15 protein-coding genes are annotated in these 17,626 nt (G+C 64.6%); 7 read left to right on the top strand and 8 right to left on the bottom strand.

All coding sequences use genetic code 11. The features are described 5' to 3' along the window. Window positions 1-128 precede the first annotated feature (128 nt). The 3 genes from BMX07_RS17805 to BMX07_RS17795 are packed head-to-tail and all read left to right on the top strand — an operon-like array spanning window position 129 to window position 2,944. Window positions 129-344, top strand: coding sequence for a heavy-metal-associated domain-containing protein (locus tag BMX07_RS17805; protein WP_090620465.1), 216 nt, complete (start codon window positions 129-131; stop codon window positions 342-344). A gap of 14 nt (window positions 345-358) precedes the next feature. Continuing rightward, window positions 359-2,254: a heavy metal translocating P-type ATPase gene (locus tag BMX07_RS17800; RefSeq protein WP_090620463.1), complete on the top strand. Its 1,896-nt coding sequence runs from the start codon at window positions 359-361 to the stop codon at window positions 2,252-2,254. Between the two features lie 21 nt (window positions 2,255-2,275). Beyond that, window positions 2,276-2,944: an FmdE family protein gene (locus BMX07_RS17795; RefSeq protein WP_090620461.1), complete on the top strand. Its 669-nt coding sequence runs from the start codon at window positions 2,276-2,278 to the stop codon at window positions 2,942-2,944. 857 nt (window positions 2,945-3,801) lie between these two features. Here BMX07_RS17795 and BMX07_RS17790 read toward each other — a convergent pair. From BMX07_RS17790 to BMX07_RS17775, 4 genes are all read right to left on the bottom strand, one after another. Continuing rightward, a complete protein-coding gene (locus BMX07_RS17790) occupies window positions 3,802-5,172 on the bottom strand; it encodes a hemolysin family protein (protein WP_090620459.1) in 1,371 nt (456 codons plus the stop codon). A 145-nt stretch (window positions 5,173-5,317) separates the two neighbouring features. Next, window positions 5,318-7,219, bottom strand: coding sequence for a DUF8034 domain-containing protein (locus BMX07_RS17785; protein ID WP_090620457.1), 1,902 nt, complete (start codon window positions 7,217-7,219; stop codon window positions 5,318-5,320). A 162-nt stretch (window positions 7,220-7,381) separates the two neighbouring features. Then, entirely contained in the window at window positions 7,382-7,747 is a 366-nt protein-coding gene (locus BMX07_RS17780; protein ID WP_090620714.1) for a hypothetical protein, read from the bottom strand. Window positions 7,748-7,932: 185 nt separating this feature from the next. Beyond that, complete coding sequence (locus BMX07_RS17775) at window positions 7,933-8,706, bottom strand: IclR family transcriptional regulator (protein ID WP_090620455.1); 774 nt, start codon at window positions 8,704-8,706, stop codon at window positions 7,933-7,935. 692 nt (window positions 8,707-9,398) lie between these two features. Here BMX07_RS17775 and BMX07_RS17770 point away from each other — a divergent pair. The 3 genes from BMX07_RS17770 (at window position 9,399) to BMX07_RS17760 (ending at window position 12,651) form a co-directional block, all read left to right on the top strand. Beyond that, window positions 9,399-10,949 (top strand): glycoside hydrolase family 28 protein, encoded by a 1,551-nt coding sequence (locus BMX07_RS17770; RefSeq protein WP_090620712.1) that lies wholly within the window; start codon window positions 9,399-9,401, stop codon window positions 10,947-10,949. A gap of 83 nt (window positions 10,950-11,032) precedes the next feature. After that, window positions 11,033-12,097 carry a Gfo/Idh/MocA family protein gene (locus tag BMX07_RS17765; RefSeq protein WP_090620453.1) on the top strand — a complete coding sequence of 355 codons (1,065 nt, stop codon included), beginning with the start codon at window positions 11,033-11,035 and terminating at the stop codon, window positions 12,095-12,097. A 119-nt stretch (window positions 12,098-12,216) separates the two neighbouring features. Then, on the top strand, window positions 12,217-12,651 hold the full coding sequence (locus BMX07_RS17760; RefSeq protein WP_090620710.1) for a PPC domain-containing DNA-binding protein: 435 nt from the start codon (window positions 12,217-12,219) through the stop codon (window positions 12,649-12,651). 104 nt (window positions 12,652-12,755) lie between these two features. Here BMX07_RS17760 and BMX07_RS17755 read toward each other — a convergent pair whose 3' ends face one another. Continuing rightward, the gene (locus BMX07_RS17755; protein ID WP_090620451.1) at window positions 12,756-13,067 is read right to left on the bottom strand and encodes a hypothetical protein; all 312 of its coding nucleotides are present in this window, start codon (window positions 13,065-13,067) and stop codon (window positions 12,756-12,758) included. Window positions 13,068-13,253: 186 nt separating this feature from the next. On the opposite strand from BMX07_RS17755, the gene xacF reads away from it, so the two are divergent. Next, on the top strand, window positions 13,254-14,708 hold the full coding sequence (gene xacF / locus BMX07_RS17750; RefSeq protein WP_090620448.1) for a 2,5-dioxovalerate dehydrogenase: 1,455 nt from the start codon (window positions 13,254-13,256) through the stop codon (window positions 14,706-14,708). Window positions 14,709-14,841: 133 nt separating this feature from the next. Here xacF and BMX07_RS17745 read toward each other — a convergent pair whose 3' ends face one another. The 3 genes from BMX07_RS17745 to BMX07_RS17735 all read right to left on the bottom strand — a co-directional run bounded on the left by BMX07_RS17745 (window position 14,842) and on the right by BMX07_RS17735 (window position 17,404). Next, the gene (locus BMX07_RS17745) at window positions 14,842-15,681 is read right to left on the bottom strand and encodes an NAD-dependent epimerase/dehydratase family protein (protein WP_090620446.1); all 840 of its coding nucleotides are present in this window, start codon (window positions 15,679-15,681) and stop codon (window positions 14,842-14,844) included. A 49-nt stretch (window positions 15,682-15,730) separates the two neighbouring features. Further along, on the bottom strand, window positions 15,731-16,189 hold the full coding sequence (locus BMX07_RS17740; RefSeq protein WP_090620444.1) for a universal stress protein: 459 nt from the start codon (window positions 16,187-16,189) through the stop codon (window positions 15,731-15,733). Between the two features lie 81 nt (window positions 16,190-16,270). Beyond that, complete coding sequence (locus BMX07_RS17735; protein WP_090620442.1) at window positions 16,271-17,404, bottom strand: mandelate racemase/muconate lactonizing enzyme family protein; 1,134 nt, start codon at window positions 17,402-17,404, stop codon at window positions 16,271-16,273. Window positions 17,405-17,626 lie beyond the last annotated feature (222 nt).

Raw genomic sequence — 17,626 nt, 5'->3', positions numbered from 1 at the left:
TTTAGGCATTGGTCCGAACCCGCTAGACGATCCATTGAACCGGTGGCATCGGTCGTATCTGTATCCAAATACATCATATAAACAATACTTTAGGCGACCCGGCGTGTAGACTCAGCCGGAAAGAACCCATGACCACGACCACTCAACTCCGCGTGATGGACTTCGACTGCCCGACCTGTGCGAGCACGGTCGAACGAGCGCTCGAGAAGCGAACCGGCGTCAGGGACGTCACCGTCCACTACACGACGGGTCGCGTCGAGATCGAATACGACCCCGAGCTCGCCACCCCGGACGACTTCCAGACCGCAATCGAGAATCAGGGCTACTCACCCCGGCCCGCGTAATCGAGAGTTCTCTCATGGATCTTCCACGGTACGTTCGAAACCACCGCACGGCCATCGTCACCGGGACGACTGGGCTGCTGTACGTCGGCGGCTGGAGCCTCGGCGCCGTCGCGTCCGTCGACGCGGCCAGCGCCGGCATATTGATTCTCGCCACGATCGTCGGCGGGTACGACATCGCGAAGACGGCCACTCACGAGCTCCGAAGCCGGACCGTCGGCATCAAGACGTTGGTGACGGTGGCCGCCATCGGCGCGATCGCCATCGGCGAGTACTGGGAGGCCGCCGCCGTCGTCTTCCTGTTCAGCCTCGGCAGCTACCTCGAGGGGCGAACGATGCGCAAGACGCGCAGCGCGCTGCAGGACCTCCTCGAGATGGCGCCCGACACCGCGATCGTGCGCCGGAACGGGAACGAAGTCGAGGTCCCCGCCCGCGAGGTCGAGGAGGGCGAGGTCGTCGTCGTTCGCCCCGGCGCGAAGCTGCCCGTCGACGGCGTGGTCGTCGACGGTGAAAGCGCCGTCAATCAGGCACCCGTCACCGGTGAGAGCGCCCCCGTCCACAAAGCCGACGGTGACGAGGTGTACGCCGGGACGGTCAATCGAGAGGGCGCGCTGGACGTCCGCACGACCGGTTCCGGAACGGACACCACGCTCCAGCGCATCATTCGCCGCGTCGAGGAAGCCCAAGAGGAGAGCGCCCCGACCGAGCGTATTATCGACCGATTCGCGACGTACTACACGCCCGCGATCATCCTGCTTGCAGTCGTCGCCTACGCCGTCACGCGAGACCCGCTGCTCTCGCTGACGCTACTGGTCATCGGCTGCCCCGGGGCGCTGGTGATCGGGCCGCCGGTGAGCATCGTCTCCGCCATCGGGAACGCCGCTCGCAAGGGCGTCCTGCTGAAGGGGGGCGAGCACCTCGAGCGCGCGGGGAAGATCGATCTGGTCGCGTTCGACAAGACCGGGACGCTCACGAAGGGGGAAACGGCCGTCGCGAACGTCGAGGGATTCGACTTCGATCCGGAAGCGGCGCTCCGCCTGGCCGCGACCGCCGAGAAGCGCAGCGAGCACCACCTCGCCGATGCCATCCGCACTGCCGCCCGGAACCGCGATTCGCAGGATGGCGCCGCGACGGACGGCGGAAGCGTCGTCTCTCGAGCGCGCATCCCCGACCCCGACGACTTCGACGTCGTCGCGGGGAAGGGCGTCGTCGCACACGCCGACGGGACGGAGATCGTCGTCGGCAACCGCGCGCTCCTCGACGACCGCGGGATCGACATCCCCGACGCAGTCGCCGCGCACGTCCGCAAGCGAGAGAACGCCGGCGAGACGGCCGTCCACGTGTGCCGCGACGGCACCGTCGTCGCCGTCATCGCGCTCCGCGACGAACGTCGCGACGCGGCACCCGGCGTCGTCCGGACCCTCGAAGCGGCGGGCGTTCGGACGGTGATGCTGACCGGTGACAACGAGCGGACCGCCCGCGCCGTCGCCGAGGAGGTCGGTATCGACGACTACCGCGCCGAGCTGTTGCCCGAGGACAAGCGTACCGCCATCGAAACGGTTCGACAGGACGGCCACGTCGTCGCGATGGTCGGCGACGGTATCAACGACGCGCCCTCACTGGCGACCGCCGACGTGGGGATCGCGATGGGCGCGGCCGGGACGGATACGGCCATCGAGACCGCCGACGTGGCGTTGATGGCCGACGACCTGGAGCGCATCCCCGACGCCGTCTCGCTGAGTAAGGCGACGCGGTTGAACGTGTACGAGAACGTCGGGCTCGCCGTCCTCACCGTAGTCGTGCTGTTGGCGGGCGTGCTGACCAGCACCGTCCACCTCGCCGGCGGCATGCTCGTTCACGAAGGGAGCGTCTTGCTAGTCATCCTCAACGGAATGCGACTACTGCGATACTGACGATCAGACGAGTGTATTCACATGAGCCAGCCCACGCATACGAACCAGACGAACTGGAGTATCGACTACGAAGCGATCGACCCGATTCGGATCCGAGACCCCGTCGCCGAGGCACTAGCAGTCCTCGAGCCGGGTGAGCCGTTCGTGATCAGTTACGCGGACGTCGTCACCGCCGCCGGCCACTCGTGTCCGACCGCCGCGGGCGCCTACCGAATCACACAGCTCGGCCTCGAGGCGCTGTACCCGGGCACGGAACTCCCGGTCCGGAGCGACATCGTCGTCACGGCCGGCGGACCGAAGGACGACGCCGCCTACGGCGTGATGTCCCGTCTCGTCTCGTACGTCACGGGCGCAGCCGAGGAAGACGGCTTCGGCGGACTCGCCGGCGGGTACGGCGACCGGAGGAATCACCTGCACTTCGACGACCTCGAGGCCGACGGCCTGACGTTCTCGTTCGAGCGATCGGACACGGACGACGTCGTCCGGGTCACCTACCACGTCAGTGACGTTCCGGATGCGGGGCCTACCACGCAGTATCTCGGGAAGTGTATCGACGGAGAGGCGACTGCCGAGGAGCGAGCGGCGTTCGCCGAGGCCTGGCACGGCCGCGTCCGGACCGTGCTGACCGACGACGACCTGTTCACGGTCGAACGGACGGGAGACGGAGCCCGGACGGTTACTCGTGACTAGAAATCTGGAGAATAAATTTGGCGTTGCAGCACATTCCCGATGCGAGTGTGGGGGGTCAAACTACTGGATGGAATGCGTTTCCATAATGCAAATTTATCAAGTAACCAATATACTCGCCTATAGAATGATTCGACCACCACAGGCAATTAGAGGCCATATACCATAGATACCACATTCGATACAATACTACATATAGTTCTCCCGTCACGTCTAGAAGGATGACTACACGACGTGTCCCGTTGGGAGACTCCAGTTTTTCCCACCTATGAACCTACTCTCCCCAGGCGTGAACTATATCCAAAATCACAGACATATAACGCCAAAGTATTCAAATAATTACATAATATGAAGACATATATAGTCTTCCACCAGCACTTGTATTCGATCTGTGATTTAAACTGTAGTTCGGCGGCGATCCGCCTCGGCCTGCGTTTTTACGAGAACGGTCATCGTCCAGTCCTCGAGCGACCTATCGCCGCTCTGGGGCCGTTCCAATGGTCGTCTTCCGAATCCACGACGCACTCACCAGCCGCGGTAGCGGAGAGTCGAAGCGGCAGGGAGGTCCAGCCGAGAGTGGGACAGACGGATCTCACGGGCTCGTGCTGAGCCATCAACTCGGGGACGCGAGGACCGGTCGTTCGACACGTCGAACGACCTCTGTCTCGAGAAATGAAATCGGTGCGTCGAAGCGCTCCCGATATACCGGTCGAGAGCCGCTGTTCGTCGATATCACACCTCGATAGTGGTGTGTGGCTACCCGAAATTGACACCGCGCCGCGATCGGCCAGCGACGGGTTCCTGGCCGCACCGTCGCGAGCGGGCTGTATCGACCGTCACGTTCGCGGCGAGCGTGCGGCTCACGGATCGCTCGCTCGACCGGCTTCGGGTGCGCCGGTGTCGTCGACGGCGGCCGACGGCTCTCGTTCGGAGATTCGAACGCGTTTGATGCGCGTCGTATCGACGGTCTCGACGATCAGATCGACGCCCTCGTACGCGAACGTTTCGCCGGGCTCAACCAGTCGGCCGGCGCGATTGAACACGAAGCCGGCGATCGTCTCGAACTCCTCGCCTTCCGGGAGTTCGACGCCGATGACGTCGTTGACGTCTTCGATGTTCACCTCGCCGTCGACCAGGACGGTCCGTTCGTCGACGATGTCGATGGGGTCGTCCTCTCGCGTATCGAGTATCTCGCCCACGACGGCCTCGACGATGTCCTCGGTCGTGACGATACCCTCCGTCGTGCCGAACTCGTCGATGACGACGACCTGCTCGACGCGCTCGTGGCACATCTCTCGAAAGAGTTCGTCGACGTGCTTGCTCTCCGGGACGTGCAGCGTGTCCTCGAGGGCCGTCTCGAGCGTGTCGTCTCTCGACCCGGTGTACTGACGGCCGCGGACGAGGTCGCTGAGTTCGACGGTTCCGATGATCGTATCGAGGGTTCCTCTGTACACCGGTACTCGAGTGTGGCCGCTCTCGACGCATTTCGAGATGGCCTCGTCGACGGTCGCTGTTCGAGAGACGGCAGTGACGTCCAGTCGCGGCGTCATCACCTCTTTCGCGATGGTGTCGTTGAACCGGAACACGCGCTGGAGCATCTCGCGTTCGTCGGCCTCGATGATCCCCTCGTCCTCACCGGTTCGTATCAGGTTCCGTATCTCCTCGCGGGTCACGTACGACGATTCGACGGCGGTACCGCCACCGCTCAGGCTGTTTACGATGCGAGTCAGCCGATCGAACAGGACGACCAGCGGGTACAGCGCGTACTTCGAGGCCTGCAGCGGCCGAGCGACCGAGAGGGCCCACGACTCGGTGTTCTCGATCGCGTAGGACTTCGGTGCGCTCTCGCCGAACAACAAGACGACGGCCGTCACACCGAACGTCGCCGCCAGCACCGCTTCCCCCTGCCGGAGGTACATCGCCAGCAGCCCGGTCGCGATCGACGACATCGCGATGTTGACGAGGTTGTTCCCGACGAGGATCGTCACCAGCAGCCGGTGGGGATCGGCTTGCAACGTCTGGACGGTTTCGGCACCCGCGACGCCGTCCTCGACGAGCGCCTCGATACGATGGTGAGCCAGTGAGAACATCGCAATCTCCGCCGAGGAGAAAAACGCCGAGAGAACCAACAGCGACACGAGCACACCGACGCCGGCAACGGCTACGAGGTCCGTCGCGATGGCGCTCCCGAATGCGGCCGCGGCGACGAGGGTCGTCGCGAGTTCGATCATAGCGATTCGTCACCCACCGAGTCGGTGGTCGTCGGTCCGACGGCCATCGAAGCGACCGCTGTACCGACGGCGGACGCCCGCTGCCGGTAGCGACCGCGTTCGGCGGTTTCGATGGCGTGGTCGGTCACATGGGGAGTCACGTAAACTACTCACAGGGAACCGCGTAGGTCGGATCGTTCACGAAGCGATCGAGCGCCGCCGACAGCGAGACGCGGGAGCCGCTCGGGAGCGAGACACGGATCGCGTTTGACGCGGGCCGCGCGCGCTCGGTGCCGTACTCGAGCGACGCGAACTCGTGTTCGCCGTAGGCGCCGGCCTGCACGATCAGTTCGCGGTCCGTGCCGCCACCGTTGACCAGCGTGAGGGAGACCCCCTCACGGGTCACGTCCTCGACCAGGGCGGAGACGCCCGGCGGGAGTCCCGGCCGCTCGCGCTCGGCGTCGAAGTGGCGGACCTGTGCCATGACGAGACCGCCGTAGTAGACGGGTTGTGGCGATCCCATCGTGAGCTGGAGCAACCCCCGGTGAAAGACCGGGTTTCGATTGCGGAGGTAGTCCTCGTCGAGATCGGCGGGAACACCGCCATCCTCGCGCACGAGAGCCAGCCGATCCTGGACGTGGGCGTGGGCGGCTTCCATGCGTCGCTCGGGATAGTCGGGAAAGTCGCCGTCGAGATACGCCAGCCAGGCGTATTCCTCGCCGGCGCCGTGCTTGGTCGAGGTCCGGAAGTCGACCTGCTTCCAGTCCTGGCTGCCCCAGTCGCGAAGCCGATCGACGCGCTCGCGATCGCCCTCGGCGAGGGACAGATACCAGAGGTGGAACGCGTACGGATCGTCCCTGTGGGGCTTGAACTCGTACCAGCCGTCGCGCCACAGGACCTCGCCGTCGTCCTCCGTGAGTACGCCCGACGCGTCGTAGTGGTAATCCCCGGGGTCGCCGTACTTGTGCGGGACGTACAGCGTGTCGTGGACTGGGCCTTCGCTAACCTCGATGCCGTTCTCGATCAATACGTCGAGCTGTGAGCGCGGGAACGCCAGATACTCCCGGTTGCCATCCAGCAGGACAGCGTTCTCCGCGGCGACCGTCGGTCCGATGCCGACGTAGTGCCAGCCGCCCCACGACCAGCCATAGAAACCGCCGTACCACTTCCCGTCGGTGTACTCGCCGATTTCGCCCGACAGCCCGACGTTATCGGGGATGATACCGCCGTTTTCGGCCGTGCGTTCGCGCCAGGCCTCGAGGTACTCGATCACCCAGTCCCGGTACCGGTCGTCGCCGGTGTGGAGGTAGGCGTTCGTCATCAGGCTCGTGATTCCGAGGTTGAGGGGGATGTCGCCACGGGAACAGCGCTCGCGGTAGATCTCGTAGAGTCGCTCCTCGTTCGCCGGGTCGAGCAGTTCGGCCGCTTCGTCGAACGCCGTGTCTCGCCACGGGAGTCCGTGGCTCGCCCAGCGGTAGTCGGAGCCGTAGCCGCCGAAGGTCGACCGGTCACCGAAGGCGGACAGGTCGCTGTACTCCGGTCCCATGCTCCCGGTCTGGGGCGCTCGAACGAGCCGTTTCTCGCCGTCGTAGTTGTTCACGTCCGCGTCATCGAAGTAGAGGTGCGCGAACCGCTCGGCCCGGTCGACGACGGTCTCGTCGTCCGGCGCCGCTAGACCCATGTTGTAGATAAAGCGGTTGCCCTCGCCCAGGTGGAACCAGTCGCGACACTGCTCGAACTCGTCGACGACCATCGGATGCCCGAACGGGGTCTCGGTCTCGCGACCCCGTTTCAGTGCGCCCTCGTACGCCTCCCGCGCGTGCTCGAGGAACCGCTCGTCGCCGCCCATCGCGTACACAAGCGGCCAATTGCAAAAGCCCTCGAGCAGATCGTCGAAGCCGTCGATCCCGACGTGGTCGTCGGGAGGCCAGTAGGGCTCGCCGCTCTCGTCGAAGTACCCGTCGGCGAACCGATCGACGGCGTCGGCCATCGTCTCGAGCAGCGTTCGTTGCAACACGGCCCAATCGGGAGGCCGTGCGAGCGACTCACTCGCCTCGATCTCGAACATACCTATGCGGTGGCGGTCGAACGCATTAATATTTTGGTGGTGACAGAACAGGCAGTCGCGGGGCGTGGCTACCCGCGACCGGATTCGGCCTCGAGCCGCCAGCGTCCGAGCTGCAGCCGCAGCGACCGGCTGTCGGAGTCCCACCTCAGCGGGACGGCTGTGCTACCCGTCGAGGTTCCCCTTCGACTCCCAGATGTCGGTGAGGAGGTCGACGAACAGCGCCGTTCGCTTCGGAACACCGTCAGCATCCGTCTCGTCGATCGGACAATTCTCGAGGTTCGTGACGAAATCCCGGGTGTGGGTCATCTCACCCACGACCTCGCGGACGTCGAACGTGACCGTATTGTCGTCGCCCGTCGACAGCCACGCGGCTGCGCTCTGCCGGTCGGTGTATTCGAGGGTGTACGTTTCGCCGCCGACCAACTCGACGACTGTCTCCATCGATCCGACCTCGAGGCGGTGGTGGTCGTGTTCGAGGTAGAGCGTCTCGTTCGTGATGCGGGGTTCGTATCGCGGGTTGTCCGTCATCGTGTGGTAACTGAAGGCACAGAACACGACGGCATAAATGATGTGCTCTGTCGCTCCGACACCCCGGATCGTGCGCCCGGCCGGAACGGCTATTCGACCGGCCGAGCCGATGCACGACCGGTCGCGCGTGCCGGTCTGCGGGGCGTCCAGACGCGGCGCTGGCGTGGAGGCCCGGATAACCGCCATTACGAGAACTTGGTGTTGAGTTCGATGACGTTCGCGGCCCGTTGGACGCTCTCGGCGAGCTCGCCGTGAAGGTAGTCGTCCGTGATCCGACTGGCCGGGCCGGTGATACTGATCGCACCGAGCACCGTTTGCTCGTTTCGGACGGGAGCGGCGACGCAGCGGAGCCCCTCGATGTTTTCCTCGTCGTCGGTTGCGTACCCTCGCTCGGAGATCTCCTCGAGTTCCTCGTAGAGTCTGCTCGCATCGGTGATCGTGTTGGGCGTTTTCGAAGCGAACGCCGCATCATCGATGATAGATTCCCGTCTGTCGGTCGGAAGAAACGCGAGGATGGCCTTGCCGAGGGAGGTCGAGTACATGGGCTGTTTCCCGCCAGCGCGTGATGCCGTTTCGACTGCGCGATTCCCCATCGCTTTGTAGAGATAGGAGACGTTCCCGTGCTCTTCGAGGCCGAACTGAGCGATTTCCCCCGTTTCGGTCGCCAGTTCGTCCACCTCATCGACGATCACGTCGTAGTTGGCGATCTGATCGCGGACGTCGTTTGCCATGTCCAGTACCTGGAGACTCAGCCGGTAGCCGTCGCCGTGACGAACGATTACCTCTTGACTCTCGAGGGTCTGGAGGTGGCTGTGAATCGTGCTCTTCGAGTGGCCGAGCTCGTCGGCCAGTTCGGTCACGCCGATGCCGTCGTGGTTGCGGACGGCGTCGAGGATAGTGAACGCGATCTCTACTGATCGGATCCGGCGTCCGGTTGGTTTTTTGGGGGTGTTTGCCATACGATAACCCAATACGTTTCGTTCATATAAGTTTGTTCCCGAGAAAGGAACTATCAGCGACCCGAGTACCTGTTGCAGTTCCGTCGACGTCCGAACCGGGAGTGGCGGACGATCGCCGCCGTCGCGTCGCAACGACGATCGTTCCCACTTCGACCACCCACCGCGGGCACATTCAACTATCCCGTCATTTGCGGAGTGTTTCCGCACCCGAACCCGCCATTTCTCTCTCGCGAACACCGCTCACGTCCAACGTACTGGCGTATATAGCCCCAAAAGCGTCGAATTCCGATTCAGTTCGTCTGGCCGTGGAAAGACGACAGAAGAGTTTTACAACCATACAGATGTAATGATTTCGGCCAGAGGATTACAATACTATGGCCGTAACTATTCGGCTGCGGGGAACCGGGCGAGTTCTCGAGGTGACGGCGAGCGTATATAGCGGTAGTCCGTCCGATCGCGCCGCCGGTTCGGCGATCGCTCGGACGGAACTCCGCCGTCCGTCGACGTATCGCACGCACGGCAGTCGGTGACGGATCGGACACCGAACGCGAGACCCGCACCGTCCGTTCTTCCCGTCTCGGCAAAAGGAAGTCACGGCGAGGACGCGATCGGTCGAACCGGTGAGCCGGTCCCGGAAGTTCGGGGTAGCCGCCGACGCAACGTTTATGTTCGTACTCCTGAATGAGCAGACGATGGCTGTACCGAACACGGGCCGGTTCGATATCCGCGAGTACGGCGCGATCGACGATTCGAACGATCCCGACACCGATGCGATTCAAACTGCGCTCGATGAGTGCGCCGAGTCCGGCGGGACTGTGTACGTTCCACCGGGCACGTACGTGACCGCCCCGCTGCGGGTGGGCGACCACACGACCCTGTACCTGGACGCGGGAGCGACGCTACAGTTCGTCGACGACTACGACGCGTATCCGACGGTCGAGAGCCGCTGGGAGGGATGGGAGCAGGTCGGATTCCACCCCTGCCTGCTCGTCGACGACGCCGAGAACGTGTCGATCACCGGGCGCGGGACGATCGACGGCACCGGTCAGTACTGGTGGCAGTTCTACGATGCCCCCGAGTCGGCGATCCCGGAGGGCCTTCGAGAACGGCTGGCCGAGTTCGAGGAGCGAAACGAGAAGCAAGACGACGTCAGCAGTTTCACCCACCGGCCGCCGCTGTTCCAGGTCGTCGACTCCGAAAACGTCAGCGTCTCGGGCGTCACCCTCCGAAATTCCCCGTTCTGGAACACGCACGTCGTCTACTCCAAGAACGTCACGATCCACGACGTAACCATCGAGAATCCCGCGGACGCGCCCAACGGCGACGGGATCGACATCGACTCCTCGCAGTACGTCCGGATCAGCGATACGTACATCAACGCGGGCGACGACGCGATCTGTATCAAGTCCGGCAAGAACGGCGAAGGACGAGACGTCGGCGAACCGGCCTCCCAGATCACCGTGACCAACTGTACGGTGGAGGCGGGCCACGGCGGCATCGTCGTCGGTAGCGAGATGTCCGGCGACGTCCGAGACGTCACGGTCACCAACTGCACGTTCACCGGGACGGACCGCGGTGTCCGAATAAAGACTCGGCGCGACCGCGGCGGCGTCGTCGAGGATCTCCGCTTTGCCAACATCGTCATGCGGCGGACCGCCTGCCCGTTCGTCATCAACGGCTACTACTTTACACCGCTCGACAGCGATCCCGAACCGATCGACGAGGGGACGCCGATGGTCCGGAACGTCTCCTTCACCAACATCACCGCCCGCGAGGTCGAAACCGCCGGCTTCTTCGCCGGCCTGCCCGAACAGTACTTCGAGGGCATCTCGTTTACCGACGTCCGGATCGACGCGACCCGATCGCTCGACGCGACGGACCTTGATCCCGCGATGGCCGACGACTACGAGCAGACCCACGGCCTGTTTTGCAAGTCGATCGCCGACATTTCGTTTACCGACGTCCGGCTCCGAACGCCCGGCAGCCCGGCGATGCGGTTCGAGGAGACCGAGGACGTGACGATCGACGGCCTTCGGGTACCGGACTCGCAGTCCGCCCCGGCCGTCTCCCTGACGAACGTCGGTCGAACGCGAGTACGTGGCTGCGCGCCGCAGTCCGACGGCCCCTTCCTGGAGGCGAGCGGGTCGGAGACCGACGAGATTTCCTTCGCCGGAAACCACGGCTCGCTGGCCGAACACGTCGAGGTGGCAGCCGATAGCGACGTGACGATCGAACGCTCCTGACGTCGATTCTACGGCTTCGTCCGCTATCGATATTCGTCCGCTGAAGAACGATCGAACAAAACAATTATAGGTTATTTGCCTGTATGCGTGACTACGACATGGGCAACTCATCAGCAGCTCTCCGCGTCGGACTCGTCGGACTCGGTAGCCTCGGCGTCCGACTCGGACGACAGTTCGATGGCGTTTCCGACGCCGAACTGGTCGCGATAGCCGACATCGACGAGGCGAACCTGGCCGACGCGGGCACCGAACTCGAGGTAGCGCCGTCGAATCGGTACACGGACTACGAGACGATGCTCGACGAGGGCCCCCTCGACGCGGCGGCGATCGCCACGCCGAACGGGCTCCACTACGACCAGACCGTCGCCGCGCTCGAACGGGATCTCCACGTACTCTGCGAGAAACCGCTGGCGACCTCCGTCGAGGACGCCCGCGATCTCTACCGGCGCGATCGGGAAACCGACCGGGTGGTGATGCTGGGCTATCAGCGGCACCTGAACCCCGCGTTCATCAGGGCCCGCGAGCGGTGGGCGGCGGGCGACGCCGACCCGACGTTCATCACCGGCGAGATCACCCACGACTGGCGGTCGTACTACGAAACCATGGACGACTGGCGGATGGACCCCGAGCTAAGCGGTGGCGGTCACCTCCTGAACGTCGGGTCGCACGTTATCGATGCGATCCTGTGGGTGACCGGACTCACGCCGACACACGTCGACGCCACCGTCCAGTTTCACGACGACGAGCAGCGCTTCGACGAACAGTCCTCGATCACCATCGAGTTCGAGAACGGTGCGGTGGCCACCGTCTCGGATACGGGTATCGTCGCGTGTACGCGTGAGCACATCCACATCTGGGACGACGACGGTGCAGTCTACCTGGAGGGACGGGAGTGGAACGAGCGCACCGGCTACACGATCGATGCCGAAGGAACCGAACACGACCCGTCCCTCGATTATTACGGCCGACAGACCAAGGCCGAAGCGTTCACCGAGGCGGTCCGCGAGGGGGCCGACCCGCCGATCACGGTCCGAGACGCGTTCAGGACGCTGATCGTTACGATGGCCGCCTACGAGTCCGGCCGCGCCGACGCGCGGATCGATCTCGCGGACAGGTACTCGCTCCCCGACGACGGGCTATCGGACTGATAGCCGCCGGGCACGACATGAAAGTGATGCCAGCGGGAACGCGGGACGATGCAGTACTGGAACGATCCCCACCTGCCGCGGCATCAGGATTTATTCCGATGGCCGTGCCACGAGCCGACATGGAATCGTTCGAATCCGACGACGGACACGTAATCATTCGTCTCGACCGAGGAGACATGGTTCTCGAGTCGATAGCGCAGGCCTGCGAGGATCACGACGTCGACACCGGGACGGTCGTCACCGGCATCGGGACGGTCAGCAATTTGAACATCCACTACGTCGACCGAACGAACCTTCCCGACGACCAGGTCGACCGGAACGTCGACCTCGAACTGGAGCGTGCGTGGGAGGTCACCGACATCAACGGCGTCATCGCGGACGGCGAGCCGCACCTCCACGTGACTGCGTTCGACGGCGAGCGGACCGTCGGCGGCCATCTGGAGGCGGGCTGTGAGGTCAACGTGCTCGGCGAGGTGACGATCCGAAAGCTATCGGGACTCTCGCTCGAGCGACGACCGGGCGAACGGAACGTATCCCGGCTCGTGCGCCGCTGACGCTCGCGTCGCTTGCGTGTCCGCAACGCGGCCGATGGAACTGGACGAGAGAATCGCGCCCGAACGCGGCGGTCGACGTGCGCTGATCGGTACCGGGAGAGCAGTCAGTTCCGTCGCCACCAGACGAGGCCGTAGAGCACCAGGCCGGCGAGCAGCAATCCGGCCCCCCAGACGGCGATGATCGCCGCCCAGACCCCCTCGTTCAGAATCGCGCCGAGTGCGATCAATGCCGTTCCTGCCGTCGCGAGCTTCAACAGTACGGAGTCGAGGATCGGCCCGTAAACCGGCTCGAGCGCGTCGAATACCGGCTCGAGAACGTCGAGAACCGGTTCGACGCCCGTTTCTCGCGCTCGAGAAATCGTGTTGCGCACTCGAGACATCGTATCCGGATCGTCCGTTCGCTGCGTGGAACCCATTAGCACGTCGGTTCGTCACAATCGTATAAATTAGTTCGGGTTCCCCACGTTCGAAACCGACGGCCTCGAGCGGCGTCTCGGTCGCCGGTATCGGCTCGCCAAGAACCCGACGCCGACGCCGTCGCCGACGTTAGTCTTGCCGGAATCGCAATCTACGTAAAGTGAAACACAAAACGATTAGTTCGAATGCCAATAGCGCACCGCAACTACGTCGACGGAGAGTGGGTCGAATCGCGTTCCGGAGATACGTTCGAGGTACTGAACCCCGCGAACACCGACGAGGTCGTCGCCGAGTTCCAGTCGTCGACCACCGAAGACGCCGAAGCGGCGATCGAGGCTGCGGTCGCCGCCGAGGACGAGTGGGCGTCGACGCCCGGTCCAAAACGGGGAACGATCCTCGAGGAGGCGGCTCAGCGCCTCGAAGCACAGAAAGACGAGCTCACCGAGACACTCACGCGCGAGGAAGGCAAGACACTCGACGAGGCCGGCGGCGAAGTCCAGCGGGCGATCGACATCTTCCGCTACTACGCGCAGAAAGCCAGCGACCTCGGCGGCACCGTCAAGTCGTCCAGCGGCACGGACACGACCCTCTATACGAAACGCGAGCCGCTGGGAACCGTCGGGCTGATCACGCCGTGGAACTACCCAATCGCGATCCCGGCCTGGAAACTCGCCCCCGCGCTGGCGGCTGGCAACACGGCTGTCCTCAAACCCGCTTCGGCGGCCCCGACCGTCGCGTGGAAGTTGATCGAGGCGCTCGACGACGCGGGGCTGCCCGCCGGCGTCGCCAACTTCGTCGCCGGTTCCGGGAGCGCGGTCGGTGCGCCGCTGACCGACCACGAGGGCGTCGACGCCGTCTCCTTTACCGGGAGCACGGCAGTCGGCACCGCCGTCGCACGTGACGCCACGGACGACCTCAAACGCGTCCAGTGTGAGATGGGCGGGAAGAACCCGACGGTCGTCATGCCCAGCGCCGACGTCGACGAGGCGGTCGATATCGTCGGTGCCGGGGCGTTCGGCGTCACCGGACAGGCCTGTACGGCCTGTTCCAGGGCGATCGTCCACGAGGACGTCTACGACGAGTTCGTCGCGGGGATCACCGACTACGCCGAGTCGATCGAGATCGCTCCCGGCGTCGAGAACGCCGACATGGGCCCCCACGTCACGAACAGCGAACTCGAGGGCACCCTCGAGTACGTCGAGATCGCCGCCGAGGAAGACGGCGCGACCCTCGAGACCGGCGGCGAGCGGCTCACCGACGGGCAGTACGACGACGGCTACTTCGTCGAGCCGACGGTCTTCTCGGACGTGACCAACGACATGCGCATCGCACAGGAGGAAGTCTTCGGTCCCGTACTGGCGGTGCTGCGGGTCGGCAGCTTCGAGGAGGGCCTCGAAGTCGCCAACGACATCGATTACGGCCTCTCCGCGAGCATCGTCACGCAGGATCTCGCCGAGGCCAACGAGTTCGCCGAGACCGTCGAGGCCGGCGTCGCGAAGGTCAACGAAAAGACGACCGGTCTCGAACTCCACGTCCCCTTCGGCGGGTACAAGGACTCCTCGACGGACACCTACCGCGAACAGGGCGACGCCGGCCTCGACTTCTTCACCTCGACGAAGACGGTCTACATGAACTACTAGACGGTCGCCGTCGCCCCGTAGCGATCCGCTTCGATTTCGGTTCGGCACCGGCTCGGCGGTCAGTTCGGTTCGCCAGCCGCGGAGACGACGGTCCGTCCACGTGGGGTGGTCCCTGCACTCGCTGTGAGCGGCGTTACTCCGGCGGCGCGGTCCACTCCTCGCCGTCGTCCTGCGGATCGTACCCGATCCGCGCGCGAGCGTGCTCGAGGTCGTACCAGCGCCGGCGGTTGTCGCTGACGCCGCTGAAGATATCGAACGCGACGCTGTCGTCCTGCAGACAGCAGTCGATCTGGTGGGCGAAATCCCGGCGGGACTGCCACGTGGCTTTCATCCGCGCGACCTGCTCGTCGTACTCGTCGCTGCCACGCTCCCACTCGCCCGCCGCGACGCCGATCTCGGCGTCGCCGTAGGGATGGTCGTACTCCTCGCTCCGGACGCTGCAGATCCGGAGCGCGTAGAACTGCGTCGGGAACTCATAGCCCTCGACGTAGTACCGGCCCAGATCCTCGCCGAAACTCTTGGACGCACCGTAGTAGGAGTCGGGTCGGACGGGGTCGGTGTGGTCGACGACGAGGTCGTGGTCGCGCTCGTAGATTTCGGGGGCGTTCTCGAGTTCGTACATCCCCATCACGTGGTTGGTCGACCCGAAAACGATCGACTCCACCTCGGCCTCGCGAGCGGCCTCGAGGACGTTGTACATCCCGAGGACGTTCGGCTCGAAGATGTCGGACCACTCCCCGTCGGTGTACGGATACGCCGCGAGGTGAACGATGGCGTCCATCCCCTCGCAGGCCTCACGGAGGGTGTCGTAGTCCGCGATGTCACCGACGACGGTTTCGTACCCGCCGTAGGGGTCGTCGTCCGCCCGCCCCGATCGGTTGTAGTACGTGAATTCGTATCGATCGTCGTCGTGGAGGTGGTCGATGATCGCGGTTCCACACCGGCCGTACGCGCCAGTCACTAGCACGTCCATGCGTCTAGCCCTCGCGGGTTCACCATCAAAATATCGGTCTCTCGTACCATCACTGCATCGTGACGGTCACTGGACCGTCGAAGTTCAGCAGGACCCGCTGAGCGACATCGCCGAAGATGGCCTTGCCGGTCGGCGATCGCTTGTGGCCCACGAGGAAGACGTGATCACAGTTCAGACGATCGGCCGCCGCAAGGATCGCGTCGTCGCGCTCACCCTCCTCGGTGATGATCGCCTCGATCTCGGTATCGACGTCGACGTCCCCGATCACGTTCTCGCTGAACTCCCGAGCGAACTGCCGCGTCATCGCGGCCGGATCGGTTTCGTCGAAGGTCGTCCCCTCCATTTGCTCGACCCACTCGAGCGCCTCGACGCTCTCCTCGGCCGTGTCGGGGGTCGTCCACGCGAGGACGACCAGTTCGGCGTTCCCGTTCCGTGCGAATTCGGCGGCCTCGGCGAGCAGTTCTCCGTGGATGTCCGTATCGTCGATGACGACGAGTCCTCGCTCCATACGTATCATCTCGGAAGGAAGTCACATAAAGCTACCTCCGGACGACCGCCGGTCGGACGAGCGGCGACGGCTGGTCGGCGGTCAATCGGCGCGGTACCGTTCCAGCGCGTCGCGGTCGATCTCGATTCCCAACCCCGGCTCCTGGGGAACGTCGATCGTGCCGCCGGACGGGTCGAACGGCGTCTCCAGCAGCTCGCTCCGGAGCGGATTCTCGCTGCGGTCGAACTCGAGCAGCATCGGCTCGGGGACGTGCCGCGTGTGTGGATAGTTCGACACGCTCGCAGCGAACTGGATCGCAGCGGCCATCCCGACGGCGCTGTTCCAGACGTGGGGCCTGACGGCCACGTTCTCGGTCGACGCCATGCCGGCGATCAATCGCGCCTCCGAGAGGCCGCCACAGCGCCCGAGGTTCGGCTGGACGATATCGACCGCCCGGTCGTCGATCAGTCGCTTGAACGCGAAGCGGCCGTAGTGCGCTTCGCCGGCCGCGATCGGCACGTCGACCTTCTCGCGCAGTTCGCGGTATCCGGACTCGTTCTCCGGCGGAACGGGCTCCTCGATCCAGGCCACGTCGTACTCGGCGATCGCGCGAGCCGACCTGAGGGCCTGATGCGGACGGTAGTTGCCGTTCATATCCACCATCAGGTCGGCGTCGTCGCCCAGAATCTCCCGGGCCGTACGGACGCGTTCGACGTCCGCCTCGAGGCCGGAGCCGATCTTGATCTTCGCGGCGGAAAACCCGGCTGCGACGGCCTCGCGAATCGGTTCGTCGATCGGCCGGTCCACCTCGGTGAAGTACATCGTCGAGGCGTAGGGTGTCAGTTCCTCGCAGTGTGTGCCGCCGAGTAGCCGGTGAACCGGCCGTCCGACCGACTTACCGATAATGTCCCAGCAGGCGACGTCGATCGCGCTGACGGCGCTCTGGACGAACACGTCGCCGCCGAAGTGATACGGGTCAGTGTAGGCCGTCTCGGCCAGCGATTCGACCGCGAACGGGTCCATGCCGACGACGGCATCGGCGAACAGCTCCTCGACCGTCGCCGTCGCGATCGGCCCCGGCGCGAACGCCTCGCCCCAGCCCACGGTCCCGTCGTCGGTCTCGAGTCGAACGAGCGTCGTTCCGCGGTCGGTGCCGAACCCCCGGGCATCGCCGAGCCCCTGCCCCTCGGGTACCGAGTGAGCGAGCGGAATCGTCTGAATGTCCGTGATCTCCATGGCAAAGCCGACAGACTCGTGACCAATATAGCTTGCGTTGACCTCGGTGCGAGACGAGAGGCTGGCAGCGCCGCTCACGCTCGTCGATGCGCTTCCCGAAGCGCCCGGCCACGATCGCGGAAACGGCGGCCGCGCTGACGGGTCTCGTGGCCGCAACTGGGCGTTCCCTCGCGGAGCCCCACCGCCCCGTCTGCCGGGCGTCGGTGAGGTACATTTATCACG

It is taken from the genome of Natrinema salaciae, assembly GCF_900110865.1.
In the GTDB taxonomy this organism is placed as follows: domain Archaea; phylum Halobacteriota; class Halobacteria; order Halobacteriales; family Natrialbaceae; genus Natrinema; species Natrinema salaciae.
This window is presented reverse-complemented; position numbering and strand designations above follow the sequence as displayed.